Raw genomic sequence first — 17,966 nt, 5'->3', positions numbered from 1 at the left:
TCTTTAATGAAAAAGAAAAATCAGGAATTTCCTGACTTTTACTTAGCTAATTCTCTTTCTCGTTCTTTCATTATTTTATGATTTTCATACAAACGTGATAAAAACTTAGAAATTTCTTTTAAGATAGAATAGGTTGGTACTGCAACAATCATACCAATGACACCATAGATATTACTTGATAACAAAAGCAATACTAAAATCGTAATTGGATGGACTTTCATCACACCACCTACGATACGAGGGTAGAGAATATTTCCATCCACTTGTTGAATAATCAGCATATAAATAACTGCAATCAGCATTCTATGGGGATCAGTAAAGACATTAGCGATAATCATCGGAATCAAACCAATACTTGGTCCCACATAAGGAATGAGATTGGCTAACCCTGAAAAGATGGCGAAGACCAAAGCGTATTTCAAACCGATAACGCTATATCCGATAAAGGCCAAACAACCAATAATAATCGCATCAATAGCAACTCCACTAATATATCGAGCAATTGTAGTATTCAAATTCTTTAAAAGACCTGCAATATGCAACTTATCTCTCTTTAAAACAGTGCGCTCAAGCATCGGCAAAAATTTGTTACCATCTAACAAAAAATAAACCAAAAACACAGGGGTCATAATAATAATCAAAACGGTACTAAAGAGAGCTGATAGAACACTTCCGACACTATTGGTAACGCTATTTAGGATATTTTGTAAAATATCTACATAGGATAGATTTAACTGTTGAATAGTCGCTTGAATATCTAAATTTTGAAAGGCTGGATAAGTAGATAAATCCACAATCAAATCTTGCAAACGGCTATAAATTGTCTGACTTGTTGCTATCAAACTGGTCAACTGATTAATCAAAATCGGTAAGAGATAGACTACCCCAATAACTAGCCCCCAGACCAAGGCGCACAAGGTTAGTAGAATACCAATGATACGGTTAATTTTGAAATACTTTTGTAAAAAATTTACAATAGGATTGGTCAAATAATATAAAAAACCACCTAAAAGAAAGGGAATCATTATAGTGTTTGCGACACTTACAAAAGGCGTTATAATCCCACCCATCTGTCTCCATAAATAAAAGATGATGGTTAATAATAAAATCTCACTGGTCCAAAAAAATAATTTATTCTTACGAAACATGGGGTACCTCCATTCATCTATTTTACCACACTTTCAAAAAAGCTTCTTTCTTATATCATGAAACTGGGAATATTTTTTTCTTTATGATAGAATAAACTTACTATGAAAAAAATAATTTTAACTCTCCTAAGCTTATCCGTGATTGGCTCAGCATCGACTGTTGCTGCTCAAGATTTTAATATTGCTGCTAAACATGCAATTGCCGTTGAGGCAAATACCGGTAAAATTCTCTATGAGAAAGATGCAACCCAGCCAGTTGAAATTGCTTCAATCACAAAATTGATTACTGTTTATCTTGTCTATGAAGCTTTGGAAAACGGAAGTATCACACTATCCACCCCAGTAGATATTTCTGATTATCCATACAAATTAACGACAAATTCTGAAGCGAGTAACGTTCCTATGGAGGCTCGTAATTATACCGTCGAACAACTACTTGAAGCAACCCTAGTATCTAGTGCTAACAGTGCGGCTATTGCCCTAGCTGAGAAAATTGCTGGCTCAGAAAAAGATTTCGTCGATATGATGCGCGCAAAGCTATTAGAATGGGGAATTCAGGATGCTACTGTTGTCAATACAACTGGTCTTAACAATGAGACACTAGGGGATAACATTTACCCGGGCTCAAAAAAAGATGATGAAAATAAGCTCAGTGCTTATGATGTCGCTATCGTTGCTCGCAATCTCATCAAAAAATACCCACAAGTCTTGGAAATCACGAAAAAACCTTCTTCTACTTTTGCTGGAATGACAATCACATCTACCAACTACATGTTAGAGGGTATGCCTGCTTATCGCGGTGGTTTTGATGGCCTTAAAACAGGAACAACAGACAAGGCTGGAGAATCTTTTGTTGGTACTACTGTCGAAAAAGGGATGAGGGTTATCACAGTTGTTTTGAATGCAGATCATCAAGACAATAATCCTTACGCTCGCTTCACAGCTACATCTTCACTAATGGATTATATCTCTTCTACATTCACACTTCGTAAAATCGTTCAAAAAGGCGATGCCTACCAAGATAGTAAAGCCCCTGTACAAGATGGAAAAGAAAATACCGTCACTGCTGTTGCTAAAGATGATATTTCTCTAATTGAACGTGTTGGGGATCAATCTTCTCAATCTGTTCAATTCACACCTGATTCTAAGGCAATTCCAGCACCACTTGAAGCCGGAACTGTGGTTGGACATTTGACTTATGAAGACAATGATTTGATTGGTCAAGGTTACATCACTACAGAACGTCCTAGTTTTGAAATGGTAGCAGAAAAGAAAGTTGAAAAAGCCTTCTTCTTAAAAGTTTGGTGGAATCAGTTTATCCGCTTCATCAACGAAAAATTATAAAAAATCGCGATTTTAAACCGCGATTTTTTTTGTTACAAGTTCATCTTCAAAGCTCTTGATCTTGGGTAAATCTAAAATCAAGTTTTACCCAACTGATCCTTCCATTTCGTAGCTGATCAAGCGGTTCAGCTCAACTGCATACTCCATTGGAAGTTCTTTTGTAAAGGGTTCTACAAATCCCATGACAATCATCTCAGTTGCTTCAGATTCTGACAATCCACGGCTCATGAGGTAATAGAGTTGCTCTTCTGAAATCTTAGATACCTTAGCTTCGTGTTCCAAAGCGACTTGTGAGTTGTGAATTTCATTAAATGGAATGGTATCTGATGCTGACAAGTCATCCATGATAATGGTATCACATTCGATGTGAGAGACAGATTTCTTAGAGTTCTTATTAAAGGTTACCTGTCCACGGTAGTCAACCTTTCCTCCGCCTTTAGCGATGGATTTAGACACAATAGACGAGCTGGTATGTGGAGCATTGTGGATCATCTTGGCACCAGTGTCCTGGTGTTGCCCAGCATTGGCAAAAGCGATAGAGAGCATGGTACCACGCGCCCCTTCTCCATCAAGGTAAACAGATGGGTATTTCATGGTAGTCTTTGCACCCAAGTTACCATCAATCCACTCAACAGTGGCATCCTTTTGAGCTTTAGCACGTTTCGTTACCAAGTTATAGACATTATCAGACCAGTTTTGGATAGTCGTATAACGCATATAAGCTCCATCCAAGGCAAAGATTTCTACAATGGCCGCATGCAAGCTGTTACTTGAATAAGTTGGAGCTGTACATCCTTCTACATAATGGACACTTGCTCCCTCATCAACGATAATCAAAGTACGTTCAAACTGCCCAGTATTTTCGTTGTTGATACGGAAGTAAGTTTGAAGTGGAATATCTACCTTGACCCCTTTTGGTACGTAGATAAAGGTTCCACCTGACCATACTGCCGAGTTAAGGGCTGCCAACTTGTTATCTGTTGGCGGTACCAACTTAGCAAAGTATTGTTTAAACAAGTCTGGGTATTCCTTGAGGGCAGAATCCGTATCTGTAAAGATAATTCCCAATTTCTGGAACTCTTCCTTCATGTTGTGGTAAACCACTTCTGACTCGTACTGGGCAGAGGCACCGGCTAGATAAGCACGCTCAGCTTCCGGAATCCCAATACGTTCAAAGGTTTCTTTGATTTTTTCAGGAACCTCATCCCAAGAACGGGCTGGTTTATCAGATGGTTTTTGGTAGTAGATCAAGTCATCAAAATCAATCTCTGACAAGTCTGCTCCCCAAGTTTGCATGGGCATTTTTTTAAAGGTTTCATAAGACTTCAAACGGAATTCTAGCATCCACTCAGGTTCTCCCTTAGCAGCTGATAGTTCACGAATGACATCTTCATTCAATCCTTTTCCTGTCGATAGGACAGGCTCTACATCATCATGGAAACCAAATTTATATTCACCAAGATCAATTGGTTTTGGTTCTACTCTTTCTTCAGCCATAATATCCTTTCTTTCATTCTTTATTTCTACTGATTCATAAGACAAAAGAATCTTGCCTTACTTGTTTTCTTGATTTTCAATTGTTTTCTTGAGAGCGTTCCAAGCTAGGGTTGCACACTTGATTCGTTGAGGGAATTTTGCAACGCCTGATAAGAAGGCTGCGTCTCCAAGTTGGTCTTGACGCTCATCTTTTTGCCCTTGAACCATTTCAGAAAAAATAGTCGCAAGCTCTAAAATTTCTTGTTTGGTTTTTCCTAAAACTGCGTCCGTCAGCATGCTTGCAGAGGCAGTCGAGATGGTACAACCTGAGTTTAGAAAAGCGATATCCTCCAAACGATCCTCTGCATCAAACTTGACAGAGAGATTGATAACATCTCCACAGGTTGGGTTGTTGAGACTGATTTGCTCAGCATCTTCCAATTTTCCTTGGTGATGTGGATTTTTCGAATGGTCCGCTACCACTGCCATATAAAGGCTATCTAGTTTAGAAAGTGCCATTGAAAAACTCCTTTGTTTTTTGTAAGGCATCGACTAGCTTGTCGCAATCTGCCTTGGTATTGTAGATATAAAAACTTGCACGAGCTGTCGCTGGGACATCCAAATACTGGAGCAAGGGTTGGGCGCAGTGGTGACCCGCACGAACAGCCACTCCTTCATAATCCAAAGCAGTCGCAAGGTCGTGAGGATGGAGATTGCCTAGGTTAAAGGCAATGACACCTGAACGTTGAGCCAAGTCCTGAGAACCGTAAATAATCAATCCCTCAATCGCCTGCAGTTTTGGAAAGACGTATGCAATCAATTCTTGTTCATGGGCTTCAATGGCATCCATGCCAATCTTTTCCAGATAATCCACTGCAGCAGCAAGTCCAATCGCACCTGCCATGTTAGGAGTTCCTGCCTCGAATTTCCAAGGTAATTCCTTCCAACTAGCAGATTGTTCATAAACGAAATCAATCATTTCGCCGCCAAATTCTACTGGTGACATTTGTTCCAGATACTTTTCTTTACCGTAAAGAACACCGATACCAGTTGGACCCGCCATCTTGTGACCTGAAAAGGCAAAGAAGTCCACATCCAAGTCCTGGACATCAATCTTCATATGAGGAGTAGATTGAGCACCATCCACCACCATGATAGCTCCAACTTGGTGGGACAATTGAGTGATTTCTTTTATTGGATTGACCACACCAAGAACATTTGAGGCGTGAGCTAGCGAAACAAACTTGACTTTATCAGTCAATTTAGCTCGCAAATCCTCCATATCCAGAGCTCCATCCTTGAGATAGACATAGACAAGCTCTGCCCCAGTCTTGTGGCAAGCTTCTTGCCAAGGAATGATATTGGAATGGTGTTCCATGACGGAAATCAAAACCTGGTCTCCCTCAGTCAAGACTTCCTCAGCATAACGCGCTACCCAGTTCAGACTGGTTGTCGTTCCCCTAGTAAAGAGAACTTCCTTTGTAGACCCTGCATTGATAAACTTACGAATGGTTTCACGAGCGGCTTCATAAGAAGCTGTCGCTCTTTCTGCCAAGGTATGAACGCCACGATGAACATTGGCATTGTCCTGTTCATAGTAGCAATTAATCGTCTCCAGAACTGCTAGTGGTTTTTGTGTCGTCGCAGCATTGTCCAAATAAACCAATGGTTCATCATTTACAATCTGGTCTAAAATTGGAAAATCCTTGCGAATCGCTTCTACATCTAACATAGGCTACCCCTTAGCGTTTTGACAATTTTTCTTCGATAGTTGCAATCATTTCATCACGAACTTCCTTGACTGGAATCTCAACGATAACAGATCCAAGGAAACCACGAACAACCAAGCGTTCTGCAGTTGCCTTATCCAGACCACGGCTCATGAGGTAGTACATATCTTCTGGATCTACCTGACCGATAGAAGCCGCATGTCCTGCAGTTACGTCATTTTCATCAATCAAAAGAATTGGATTAGCATCTGAACGCGCTTGGTCTGAAAGCATGAGAACACGACTTTCTTGTTGGGCATCTGCTCCCTTGGCACCCTTGATAATGTGGCCAATACCATTGAAGGTCAAGGTTGCTTTTTCAAGAATAACCCCATGTTGAAGGATATTCCCGATTGAGTTGCAACCATAGTTAGTTACTCGGGTATCAATCCCTTGTACCTGACGGCCACTTGAAAGAGCTACAACTTTCAGGTCAGCATGGCTACCGTTACCAATCAAGTCGCTATCAAAGTCCGCAACGACGTTCCCTTCGTTCATGACACCGATTGCCCAGTCAATGCTTGCATCGTTGCCTAATTTACCACGACGGCTAATGTAGGCAGTAACATTTTCACCTAGACGGTCGATAGCCGCAAACTTCACTTGCGCACCAGAACGTGCAATCACTTCAACTGTGATATTTGCAGTTGCCTTAGCACTACCTCCACCACGTGACTCTAAACGCTCCAGATAACTAATCTTACTGTTCTTACCAGCGATAATCATAATATGCTTGTTAAACGGCACATCACTATCGCTGTCTTGATAGAAAATTCCTTCGATTGGTTCTTTAATCTCAACGTTATCAGGAATATAGAGAACAGCACCACTATTGAAATAAGCTGTATGGTAGGCTGCCAACTTGTCATCGTCATACTTAACAGATGACATGAAGAATTCTTCGATCAGCTCTGGAATTTCTTCTAAAGCTGAGTGGAAGTCTGTAAAGACGACACCCTGTTCAGCCAATTCAACTGGAATTTGCTCAAAAACAGTTTGAGTTCCTACTTGTACCAACCTCAAGTGATTATCTAGAGCTGTGAAATCTGGAACATTTGCTGATGGCTCACTTTCTGTAATCGTTCCATCACCCAGATTCCAACGGTGGAATTTGACACGCTCAATAACTGGTAATTCCAAAGTCTCAATCTTGTCAAAAGCTTTTTGACGGAGGTCAGCCAACCAGCTTGGTTCAGCGTGCATTTCTGAAAAAAGTTTAATATTTTCTTTAGTCATTTACTTCTCCTAAAAGATACGAGGGAATTACAATTCTTCCTTGTAGTCGTAGCCAAGTTCTTCAGCTAGTTTTGCGTATCCTTCACGTTCCAAACGCGCAGCCAATTCTGGACCACCTGAAAGGACAACACGACCTTCCATCATGACGTGTACCACATCAGGTGTGATGTAGTTCAAAAGACGTTGGTAGTGAGTGATAATCATAGCACCAAAGCCTTCACCTCGCATAGCATTCACACCTTTAGAAACAACTTTAAGGGCATCAATATCAAGACCAGAGTCAATCTCATCCAAAAGGGCAAAAGTTGGTTCCAACATCAAAAGTTGAAGAATCTCATTGCGTTTTTTCTCACCACCAGAGAAACCTTCGTTGAGGTAACGCTCAGCCATTTCTTCTTTCATGTTGAGTAATTCCATCTTCTCATCCAATTTAGTGATAAACTCACGAACTGAAATCTTCTCATCGTCTTCTTTACCAGCATTCATAGCTGCACGAAGAAACTCAGCATTGGTAATTCCAGGAATTTCTGATGGGTATTGCATAGCAAGGAAAAGTCCCATACGCGCACGCTCATCAACTTCCAACTCAAGGATGTTTACGCCATCAAACAAGACTTCACCTTTGGTAACTTCATAGTTTGGATTTCCCATGATAGCTGCAGAAAGAGTCGATTTACCTGTACCATTTGGTCCCATGATAGCGGCGATTTCTCCTGTTTTCAGGGTCAGGTTAACCCCTTTTAAAATTTCTTTTCCTTCAATCTCAACGTGAAGATCTTTGATCTCTAATACTGACATGATAGTTCCTTTCTTTTTCAAGGCCTTTACAGTTCTTACTGGAAACATACTTGATTTCCCTAGAAAATACGGTAAAAGGTCAATAAATATACTTTTATAGTATAACAAAAAAAAGCCTAAAAGGCTTTGATTTTGTCTAGAAGCTGAGGACTAGTCTTTTCCTTTTAAATGTTGGTCAATGACATCTACTATTTTACCCATCAAGTAACTAACTCGGAAATTTCTAAAGAGCAAAATGGCCCAAAAGGCTGCCATAATATAACGACCAGTCATCCAGGCTTCATTGAAAAAATAGGTCTCAGCAGCTGTAAACAGCGCGATGATAATAAATTGTTGTCTATTCATAAACTTATTGTATCATGAAATCTTTCTTTAGTCTTCCTCTACCTTCACTTTATCAGCCAAAAATTCAAATCCTTCTGGAATCAGGCTTTCTTCTGCTTCTTTTTCAGTTTGAGAAGATTTGGCTTTGGCTGAAAAGGCTGCGCGAACTTCTTTCCATTCCTCCATGGAAATGGCTAAAATCTCAGGTGAAAAACCTGCTGCCTGACTGAGGATGTTACCAAACATAGTGTTGAGATTGTCCCGTTTCATGGTTTGACCAGCATTGAAGTTAGATTCAAAAGCAAGAATAGCATGGTGTTCATTGGCTGCAACCGGTTGAGAACCAGCTAGCAGAGCCTTATCAGGACCTCCAAGACTTTCAATCACCTCTCCCCAGGAATTCTGCAAGCGAATCAGATTTTGACGTGCTAAATCAGGATTTTCGACAGCCTCTTGTAAGATAGATTGAACCTTATTGCGATCCACACGATAGATTGTCTTTCCTGCTGTTGGACGACTAGGAGCTGGATTTGTTGGCTTAGATACGGTTCCCACATTTGCGAGTTCTTGTTTGAGACGTGTCACTTCTTGTCTCAGCGAATCAATTTCATGTTCAACTGCCCCAGAAAGAGCTGGTCCGGGCTTAATCTCTGCCAAACGAATGGTCATCATCTCAGCATAAATCTTAGGCTGCAAACTAGACTTAATATCTGCTAAACTGACTGTCGCCAAGCGAATCATTTCAAACAGATTTTCTTGACGAAGAGCTAAATTTTCTACAAAGACTGGACTATGATGAGTATTTTCTCCACCTGTTTGAACAATTAACAAATCTCTTAAATAGTGCAAAAGGTCGGTTACAAAACGAGTCATGCTCTTACCATTGTCAAATAGAAGATTTAAGCAAGACAAAGCCTTGGGAACATCCTGTTGAGACAAGGCAGCCACATAATCATCCAAGGCTGATAGGCTAATGGTGCCAGTAATTTCTTCAGAGATAGCAGTCGTCAGCTCATTTCCCTGTGTTAAACTCAGGGCTTGATCTAAAATAGACAAGGCGTCCCGCATTCCACCTTCAGCCCGTCTAGCAATGATTTCTACAGCTTCTGGTTCAGAACTGATATTTTCTTTGTCTAAGATATAGCGAATATGCTCCTTAATATCCTGTGTCTTAATTGATTTAAATTCAAAACGTTGCACACGAGATAGAATCGTAGCAGGAATCTTGTGCAATTCAGTAGTAGCCAAAATAAAGACCACATTCTGTGTTGGCTCTTCCAACGTCTTTAGGAGGGCATTAAAAGCCCCTGTAGACAGCATGTGAACCTCATCTATGATATAAACCTTATAACGAGCAAGGCTAGGCGCATAGGTAGATTTATCACGAATTTCACGAATTTCATCAACCCCATTATTAGAGGCTGCATCCATTTCGATGACATCTTCTAAACTACCATCCGTCACCGCTTGGCAAATATAGCAGTTATTACAAGGTTCACCACCCACTTGATTGGGACAGTTCATAGCTTTGGCAAAGATCTTAGCCACACTAGTTTTTCCCGTTCCACGTGGACCAGAGAAAAGATAGGCATGACTTATTTTCTCTTGCTCTACTGCTTGTTTAAGAGTCTTAGCCACAACTTCTTGACCAACCAACTGGGAGAAGTTTTGACTTCTATATTTTCGATAAAGTGCTTGATACATTAGGCTTTCTCCCCAAACATTGTAAAGTCCCATTCTGTCTTTTCAAGCAAAATAGCGACAAATTGTTCCAAATAATCTCGATCCATAGCATCATAATCATCAAACTCTGAAGAATCCAGATCCAGAACCCCGAGCAATTGACCATTCTTAACCATCGGAACAACAATTTCACTTTTAGCTCGACCATCACAAGAAATATAGTTGGGATAAGTCCTTACATCACCAACTAGAACCGTTTCCTGAAAGTGAGCTGCCTCCCCACAAACACCTTTTCCAAGTGCAATACGGATACAGGAAACACCGCCTTGGAAAGGACCTAAAACCAATTCCATTCCATCGAACAGATAAAAGCCTGCAAATACGGTATTAGGGAAGCGTGATTTTAGAAGAGCGCTGGCATTGGAAAGATTAGCCAAAACATTGGTTTCACCATCCAATAAAAAAGAGAGCTCTTCATTTAACATTTGATAACGTGATTGTTTTTCTGATTCTAACATAGAACTATTATATCAAAAAAGACTTACAGACAAAAGAAAAATCCCTTGTTAAGTAAACAAAGGATTTTGTGTATTTTCAATTTGATTAGAGTTCGATATCACCGAACAAGTCAGCCATTGAGAATCCTGTTTGTGTTTCTGGAAGTTCGAAATCACGTTTTTCTTGACGTTTTGGACGACGTGGACGAGCAGCACGTTTTTCTTCTTTTTGTCCTTCTTCTTGAGCTGGACGCTCTTCAAGAGCTTTGATAGAAAGTGATACGCGCTCTGCATCTGCGTTAACTTCAAGAACTTTAACTTTAACTTCTTGACCAACTTTAAGAGCTTCTTTTGGATTTTCAATACGTTTGTGTGAAATTTGTGATACGTGAACAAGTCCATCGATACCTGGCAATACTTCAACAAATGCACCGAAGTCAGTCAAACGTTTAACTGTTCCTTCTACTACATCACCTTTAGCCAATTTTTGCTCAACGCCATCCCATGGTCCAGGTGTTGTTGCTTTAAGTGAAAGTGATACGCGTCCTTCTTCTTCGTTAAGATCAAGGATTTTCACTTCAATTTCTTCACCAACAGTTACAACTGATTTTGGTGATACGTTACGTTCATGTGACAATTCAGTCAAGTGAACCAATCCGTCAACACCACCAAGGTCGATGAAAGCACCGAAACTTGTGATACGTGCAACTTTACCAGTTACTACATCACCAACAGCCAATTTACCGAATACTTCAGCGCGAGCTGCTGCTGTAGCTGCTTCAACAACTTCACGACGTGAAAGGATGAAGCGGTTTTCTTTAGCGTCAACTTCTTTGATTTTAGCATCAAATTCTTGACCTACAAAACGCTCAGTGTTACGTACGAAACGAGTATCCAACATTGAAGCTGGGATAAATCCACGAACACCTTCAAATTCTACTGAAAGTCCACCTTTAACGGCACGAGTTCCTTTAACAGTAACAACTTCTTCTTCGCGACCAACAAGTTTGTCCCATGCTTTGCGAGCTTCAAGGCGTTTTTTAGATACAAGGTATGTAACTGTATCAGTATCTTTACCAACTACTTGACGAAGTACAAGAACATCCAATACTTCTCCTACTTTAACAAAGTCATTGATATCTGCATCGCGATCGTTTGTCAATTCGCGAAGAGTCAAGACACCTTCAACACCAGTTCCAGAGATTGCAACGTTAGCTTGAGTCGCATCAACTGTCAATACTTCAGCACTAACAACATCACCAGTCTCAACTTGGCTAACGCTATTTAGCAAATCTTCAAATTCGTTCATCTAAAAAATCCTCCAACAATCAAGTTCTTCTTAAACTTGACATACTTATAATTTTTTTCCTAAGCACCCGCAAGGACATGTTCATATCGTTCACGTCTTTCAATTATAAAAATAAAATACCCTAAGATATTTTGATTTTTATCTTGATTATTACCTAAGAACTGGGGTAGCTGGATTCGAACCAACGCATGAGGGAGTCAAAGTCCCTTGCCTTACCGCTTGGCTATACCCCATTGATGAAATGGAGAGAGAGGGATTCGAACCCCCGAACCCGAAGGAGCGGATTTACAGTCCGCCGCGTTTAGCCTCTTCGCTATCTCTCCTACAATCAACATGAACCATTATATCATGAAAATTTCAAAAAAACAAGACTTATTTTGCTAAATTATAATTTTCAATCAAAATTTCCACAGCTTTTTCCAATTTTTTATAAAAACTATCGACATTCCCATTCTTTATAATGGCAAATTGTCCATCTAATTCGGCAATTTCTCCGATAACTTTTTTACCAATGGTCAAGGTATAGCCTTCAAAACTGTCTTTTCCTACATTAACCTTGGCATCTGCTACTTGAATTTCGATTTTTTTATCTTTCTTACTCATTTCATACCTCTCTTCACTTTTTCTATTTTACAAGAAAATCCTAAAACTAGCAAGAAAAAACTCTACATCAGGCTTGTCTAATATAGAGTTTTCTGCTTTATTTAATGTGTTTTTCTAGTTCTTTTTGGTACTTACCGTTTGATTCCAATTTTTCTTTTTGCCATTTTTTCAGTGCTTCTTCATATTCTTTTGTTGTAACGATATCTTTTTGCAATTTCATTCCTTTAAAGATATATGGGTCACCCTTAATACCAACTTGTGAGTACGGTTTTGAGAATGGCACGACATTACTTACAACTGGAGAACCACCAGATGAAGCTGTTGGCATCAATAATGAACTATCTGTCAACCAAGCTTGAGCCTTGGCATATTTTTCATAGCGTTCTTCAAGATTTGTAGTTTCTGAATCTGCATCATCCAATAATTTCTTATATTGGTCCAAACCAAGTTTCGCTACAACATCCTTATCTTTCCCTTTAGTAATACCAAGGTGCTTCATGGCAGAACCTGATTTAGGATCCATGATATTCAAGTAAGATGCTGGGTCTTGATAGCTTGGAGCCCATCCTGTACTGTTCAAATCATAATCTTTTTGAGAAGGAACACGCGCTTGAGAAGTGATTGTTTCTTTTTCATTATCTGTCATTTGAAGAACGTCGATGACAACATTTTCAGCACCAAGAGTTGATTCGATTGACTGTTTGAAAGAGTTGCTTTGTTGAACGGCGATGGTATCTGTTTGTTCAACTGGGACATCCAAGTGAATTGGGAAAGTTACCCCTTTAGATTCCAAGTCTTTCTTAGCTTTTTCGAAAGCAGCTTTAGCCTTGTCAGGGTTGTAGATAGAATCCTTACCGTCAACTAACTCAACACCTTTCCATTGGTCACCATAGTTCACCAACTCAGCTTGGGCGATTTGACCAAAGTTTTTACCACCTGCTTGCACAAAGTTGTCAGGAACAAGGCTGTTACGAATAATCTTATCCGCACCGTCTTCGCCATTTAGCTGGGCAGCATAAGAATGACGGTTGAAGGCAAAGTTAATAGCCTGACGGAAGTCCTTATTAAGCATAGCTTCTTTTGTAGAAGTCTTTTGTTCTTCACTTGTTTTTGCAGTTTTATTGTATGACTGACGATTTACGTTAAAGGTGAAGTAATAGCTACTTGAGTCCTGTGGGCTATAAGTGATTTTATCTCCGTATTGTTCCAAAGTAGAAGCAAAGTTTGAGCTACTTGGGAAGAGACGGGCTGTCGTATAGGCACCAGAAGAGAAACTACGAATCAACGATTCCTGATCAGAACCATCGTAGTAAGTCAATTTAATCTTCTCAATTTTCACCTTTTCTTTATCCCAGTAGTTTGGATTTTTCTCGTATTCGATCAACGATTTAGACGTCAAGGTCTTCAGGATATAAGGACCATTGTAGAGAATCCCTGCTGGAGTAACTGCTCCATAATCTTTACCTGATGCCTTCAAAAACTCTTCATTTACAGGCAACATCGTCGCTGTTGTAACTTTAGAGTTCCAGAAACTTTCTGGTTTGTTTAGGGTATATTCGACTGTGTAATCGTCCAAGGCCTTAACACCAACTGTAGAGAAATCATTGGTCTCACCAGTCATGTAGGCATCCAAGCCCTTGATTGAATTTTGGATGAGAGAGACACCATCTGACTTACCGTCAGCTACGTGTTTTAGTCCTGTCACAAAGTCATGGGCTGTTACTTCTGCATATTCTTCGCCTTCTGATGTGTACCATTTAACTCCTTTACGAAGTTTGTAGGTATAAGTCAAACCATCTTTTGACACAGACCAATCCTCAGCCAAGGAAGGAATAACATTTCCATACTGGTCGTTTTCCATCAAGCCATCAACCACGTTCCCGATGACATCTGTTGTAGATGTACGAGTCGCTATACTATAGTCCAAAGATGCTGGATCTACTGCATAGACATATGAAAATGTTGTCGGTGCATCTGCTTCTTTATCAGCTTTTCCACAAGCCACTAAAAGAGCTGTTGTACTCAGGACCACTCCTGCTGTTAAGAGCCACTTTTTCGATTTCATAAAAAATCTCCTTTAGTTTATTTTAATCTACTTTTACAATCCAACCTTCTGGCGCTTCAATATCACCAAACTGAATTCCTGTCAATTCATCATATAATTTACGAGTCACAGGACCTACTTCTGTTTCACTATAGAAAACATGGAAATCATCACCGTGCTGAATTCCACCAATTGGAGAAATAACCGCTGCTGTACCACAGGCACCTGCCTCTACAAAACGGTCAAGGTTATCAATCGGGACATCCCCCTCAATAGGAGTTGAGCCCAAGCGATGTTCTGCCAAGTAAAGCAAAGAGTACTTGGTAATAGATGGCAAGATAGATGGACTCAATGGTGTTACAAATTCATTATCAGCTGTAATTCCAAAGAAGTTAGCTGATCCGACTTCTTCAATCTTTGTATGAGTTGATGGGTCTAAATAGATAACATCTGAGAAATGACGTGACTTGGCCAATTTCCCTGGCAAGAGACTGGCAGCATAGTTCCCACCAACTTTAGCTGCACCTGTACCATTTGGCGCTGCACGGTCGTATTCATCCTGAATCAAGAAGTTGGTTGGAACCAAACCGCCTTTAAAGTAATTACCAACTGGCATGGCAAAGATGGTGAAAATATACTCTTCTGCTGGTTTAACCCCAATAATATCTCCGACACCAATCAAAAGAGGACGAAGATAAAGGGTTCCACCTGTTCCGTATGGAGGTACATATTCTTCATTCGCACGAACAACTGCCTTACAAGCTTCTACAAACATTTCTGTCGGAACTTGTGGCATCAAGAGACGGTCACATGTACGTTGCAGACGTTTGGCGTTTTCATCAGGACGGAACAGTTGAACACTGCCATCCTTAGTACGATAAGCTTTCAAACCTTCAAATGCTTGTTGACCATAGTGAAGACTTGGAGAAGACTCTGAAATATGCAAGGTTGCATCTTCTGTCAACTCTCCTTGATTCCATTGTCCATTTTTAAAATGAGCAATATAGCGATAAGGTAATTTCATATAGGAAAAACCGAGATTTTCCCAATCAATCGTTACTGTCATATTCCACTCCTTATTCTAAAAACCTATTTCTTTTATTCTACACTATTTTTCTAAAATAGCAAGTATATTTTGTAATTTTCAGAAAATTTCTTCAATAAAAAGAACCAGCTCTTAGAACTGATTCTTCATTTCACTTATTTAGCTTCCGTAAATACTTCTTTAAGATAAGCGTCAAAAACTTCTTCATCTGAAATCGTATCAGAAATGAAGCTTCCGTTGCTAGTGCGTTCTGACAAGTTCAAGTCTTGCAATCGACTTTGATAGATTGTTCCTTTGTTGGATTGAACAAGCAGAGTTTGGTCGTTCTCTTCCACATCTGTACTGAAGAGATCACCAATAAAGCCTTGTTCTGCAACCGCTCCTGCCAAGAAGACACGATGCGGTTTGTTTTTCAACTCACGTAAGACTTGTAAGCCACGTTTGGCACGACTTGTTGCCGGAATTTCGTCAATAGAAACACGTTTTAAACTACCACGTTGGGTCAAGAGGTAGAAGGATGAGGTGTTACAGATAAAGGCTGATTGAAGGACATCATCTGCTTTCAGGTTCATAGCTTTGACACCTGCAGCCTTAGCACCGACAACTGGTACCTCTTCGATATTGAAACGAAGGGCATAACCATTTTGGCTAATCAAGAGAACATCATCCAGTTTAATCGGAGCCACTGCTACAATCTGGTCTGCCTCGTCTTTGAGCTTAGCATACTTGACAGACTTAGATTTATAGGTCCGCCATGGAGAGAATTCTTTGCGTTCTACACGCTTGATTTGACCGAGACGAGTCGCAGCAAAGTAGGTTGTCGCATCATCAAACTGATCCACGACTTCCACATAGAGGATTTCTTCGTTCGTTTCAAAGTTTGTAATGGTTTGGCTCAGATGCTCACCGATATCCTTCCAACGAATGTCTGCCAATTCATGGATTGGTCGATAAATGACATTTCCAAGAGTCGTGAATATCAAGAGATGCTGGGTTGTCTTGACAGCTTGTACAAAAATCAGACGATCATCATCACGTTTGCCAATTTCTTCCAGAGTGGAAGCCGCAAAGGAACGTGGGCTGGTACGCTTGATATAACCTGCCTTGGTCACGCTGACGTAGGTATCTTCCTCAGCGATCAGACTAGCTGTATCAATCTCAATTGCTTTCGCAGTGTCTTCTAGAGAACTCAAACGCGGAGTCGCAAACCTCTTCTTAACCTCACGAAGTTCTTTCTTCATGAGATTGTACATAGTCCGCTCATCCCCGATAATAGCCGCCAGCATGGCAATCTTTTCACGAAGTTCTGCTTCTTCTTCTTGCAAGACAACTACGTCTGTATTGGTCAAACGGTACAGTTGCAAGGTAACGATAGCCTCAGCCTGTTCTTCCGTAAAATCATAGCTGACCTTAAGATTTTCCTTGGCATCCGCCTTATTCTCAGAAGCACGGATAAGCGCAATGACTTCGTCCAAGATTGAAATCACACGAATCAAACCTTCGACGATATGGAGACGTTTCTCAGCCTTTTCCTTGTCAAAGCGTGAACGCGCCAAAATCACTTCGCGACGGTGGGCAATATAGCTAGACAAGATTGGAACAATCCCAACCTGACGAGGCGTGAAATTGTCAATCGCCACCATGTTAAAGTTATAGTTGATTTGCAGATCTGTGTACTTAAAGAGATAGTTGAGGACAAGCTCTGTATTGGCATCTTTTTTTAGCTCAATAGCAATACGTAGACCATCACGGTCAGACTCGTCGCGAACCTCAGCAATACCAGCTACCTTGTTATTGACACGAACATCATCGATTTTCTTGACTAGATTAGCCTTGTTGATTTCATAAGGAATCTCAGTAATAACGATTTGTTCCTTACCACCTTTTAGCTTTTCAATCTCAGTCTTGGAACGAACAACCACGCGCCCTTTCCCAGTTTCATAGGCCTTCTTGATTTCATCACGACCCTGGATAATCCCTCCAGTCGGGAAGTCTGGTCCAGGCAAGAATTCCATGAGTTTGTCCACCTTGGCTGTTGGGTGGTCAATCATGTAAACCGCCGCATCGATAACCTCAGCCAAATTATGCGGTGGAATGTCTGTAGCGTATCCAGCCGAAATCCCAGTCGAACCATTGACCAAGAGGTTGGGAAAGGCTGCTGGCAAGACAGTTGGCTCTTTCTCGGTATCGTCAAAGTTCCAAGCAAAAGGAACTGTCTTTTTCTCGATATCTTGAAGAAGGTAGCCTGCAATTTCAGACAAACGTGCCTCGGTATAACGCATGGCCGCAGGCGGATCTCCGTCCATGGAACCGTTATTACCGTGCATTTCAACTAGAATCTCACGATTTTTCCAGTCCTGAGACATACGAACCATGGCATCATAGATGGAAGAATCCCCGTGTGGATGGAAATTCCCCATGATGTTACCGACAGACTTGGCTGACTTGCGGTAGCTCTTGTCAAAGGTATTGCCATCCTTATTCATAGAATAAAGGATACGACGCTGAACCGGCTTCAAACCATCACGAATGTCTGGCAAAGCCCGGTCTTGAATAATATACTTGGAGTAGCGACCAAAGCGCTCTCCCATGATGTCCTCAAGGGACATGTTTTGAATGTTACTCATATAGGATACAGAGCCCGTAAAATACCAAGTGAAAATAGAAAATTATTGAAGTAAGCAAGCTCA

15 protein-coding genes and 2 tRNA genes are annotated in these 17,966 nt (G+C 40.5%); 1 reads left to right on the top strand and 16 read right to left on the bottom strand.

Annotation, left to right across the window (positions count from 1 at the left end; translation table 11 throughout):
• Positions 1-38 precede the first annotated feature (38 nt).
• Positions 39-1,148 carry an AI-2E family transporter gene (locus M1G05_RS02030; RefSeq protein WP_247952969.1) on the bottom strand — a complete coding sequence of 370 codons (1,110 nt, stop codon included), beginning with the start codon at positions 1,146-1,148 and terminating at the stop codon, positions 39-41.
• A gap of 102 nt (positions 1,149-1,250) precedes the next feature.
• On the opposite strand from M1G05_RS02030, the gene pbp3 reads away from it, so the two are divergent.
• On the top strand, positions 1,251-2,492 hold the full coding sequence (gene pbp3 / locus M1G05_RS02025) for a D-alanyl-D-alanine carboxypeptidase PBP3 (RefSeq protein WP_247952968.1): 1,242 nt from the start codon (positions 1,251-1,253) through the stop codon (positions 2,490-2,492).
• A gap of 84 nt (positions 2,493-2,576) precedes the next feature.
• On the opposite strand, the gene sufB is transcribed toward pbp3, so the two are convergent.
• The 15 genes from sufB to parC all read right to left on the bottom strand — a co-directional run bounded on the left by sufB (position 2,577) and on the right by parC (position 17,903).
• Positions 2,577-3,989 carry a Fe-S cluster assembly protein SufB gene (gene sufB / locus M1G05_RS02020; protein ID WP_000797054.1) on the bottom strand — a complete coding sequence of 471 codons (1,413 nt, stop codon included), beginning with the start codon at positions 3,987-3,989 and terminating at the stop codon, positions 2,577-2,579.
• 57 nt (positions 3,990-4,046) lie between these two features.
• On the bottom strand, positions 4,047-4,487 hold the full coding sequence (gene sufU / locus M1G05_RS02015) for a Fe-S cluster assembly sulfur transfer protein SufU (protein WP_247952967.1): 441 nt from the start codon (positions 4,485-4,487) through the stop codon (positions 4,047-4,049).
• Positions 4,474-5,700, bottom strand: a complete 1,227-nt coding sequence (locus tag M1G05_RS02010; protein ID WP_247952966.1) for a cysteine desulfurase — start codon at positions 5,698-5,700, stop codon at positions 4,474-4,476. The genes sufU and M1G05_RS02010 overlap by 14 nt, the downstream gene beginning before the upstream one ends.
• A gap of 10 nt (positions 5,701-5,710) precedes the next feature.
• Positions 5,711-6,973 carry a Fe-S cluster assembly protein SufD gene (sufD, locus tag M1G05_RS02005; protein WP_033684974.1) on the bottom strand — a complete coding sequence of 421 codons (1,263 nt, stop codon included), beginning with the start codon at positions 6,971-6,973 and terminating at the stop codon, positions 5,711-5,713.
• A 27-nt stretch (positions 6,974-7,000) separates the two neighbouring features.
• Positions 7,001-7,771 carry a Fe-S cluster assembly ATPase SufC gene (gene sufC, locus M1G05_RS02000; protein WP_000114489.1) on the bottom strand — a complete coding sequence of 257 codons (771 nt, stop codon included), beginning with the start codon at positions 7,769-7,771 and terminating at the stop codon, positions 7,001-7,003.
• A gap of 150 nt (positions 7,772-7,921) precedes the next feature.
• Positions 7,922-8,116: a DUF3272 domain-containing protein gene (locus M1G05_RS01995; protein ID WP_001081602.1), complete on the bottom strand. Its 195-nt coding sequence runs from the start codon at positions 8,114-8,116 to the stop codon at positions 7,922-7,924.
• Between the two features lie 27 nt (positions 8,117-8,143).
• Entirely contained in the window at positions 8,144-9,799 is a 1,656-nt protein-coding gene (gene dnaX / locus M1G05_RS01990) for a DNA polymerase III subunit gamma/tau (RefSeq protein WP_247952965.1), read from the bottom strand.
• Positions 9,799-10,296: a GAF domain-containing protein gene (locus M1G05_RS01985; protein WP_020901731.1), complete on the bottom strand. Its 498-nt coding sequence runs from the start codon at positions 10,294-10,296 to the stop codon at positions 9,799-9,801. Before M1G05_RS01985 ends, dnaX begins: the two co-directional genes overlap by 1 nt.
• A gap of 85 nt (positions 10,297-10,381) precedes the next feature.
• Positions 10,382-11,584 (bottom strand): 30S ribosomal protein S1, encoded by a 1,203-nt coding sequence (rpsA, locus tag M1G05_RS01980; RefSeq protein ID WP_001001630.1) that lies wholly within the window; start codon positions 11,582-11,584, stop codon positions 10,382-10,384.
• Between the two features lie 161 nt (positions 11,585-11,745).
• Positions 11,746-11,817, bottom strand: a tRNA-Gln gene (locus tag M1G05_RS01975).
• Positions 11,818-11,826: 9 nt separating this feature from the next.
• A tRNA-Tyr gene (locus tag M1G05_RS01970) sits at positions 11,827-11,907 on the bottom strand.
• 49 nt (positions 11,908-11,956) lie between these two features.
• Positions 11,957-12,187, bottom strand: coding sequence for a DUF2969 domain-containing protein (locus M1G05_RS01965; protein WP_000037113.1), 231 nt, complete (start codon positions 12,185-12,187; stop codon positions 11,957-11,959).
• Positions 12,188-12,284: 97 nt separating this feature from the next.
• Positions 12,285-14,252, bottom strand: a complete 1,968-nt coding sequence (locus M1G05_RS01960; RefSeq protein WP_000837408.1) for a peptide ABC transporter substrate-binding protein — start codon at positions 14,250-14,252, stop codon at positions 12,285-12,287.
• Positions 14,253-14,274: 22 nt separating this feature from the next.
• The gene (locus tag M1G05_RS01955) at positions 14,275-15,297 is read right to left on the bottom strand and encodes a branched-chain amino acid aminotransferase (protein ID WP_247952964.1); all 1,023 of its coding nucleotides are present in this window, start codon (positions 15,295-15,297) and stop codon (positions 14,275-14,277) included.
• 134 nt (positions 15,298-15,431) lie between these two features.
• On the bottom strand, positions 15,432-17,903 hold the full coding sequence (gene parC, locus M1G05_RS01950; RefSeq protein WP_247952963.1) for a DNA topoisomerase IV subunit A: 2,472 nt from the start codon (positions 17,901-17,903) through the stop codon (positions 15,432-15,434).
• Between the last annotated feature and the right edge of the window lie 63 nt (positions 17,904-17,966).

The sequence above is a fragment of the Streptococcus mitis genome (assembly GCF_023109515.1).
Lineage (GTDB): Bacteria > Bacillota > Bacilli > Lactobacillales > Streptococcaceae > Streptococcus > Streptococcus mitis_CS.
This window is presented reverse-complemented; position numbering and strand designations above follow the sequence as displayed.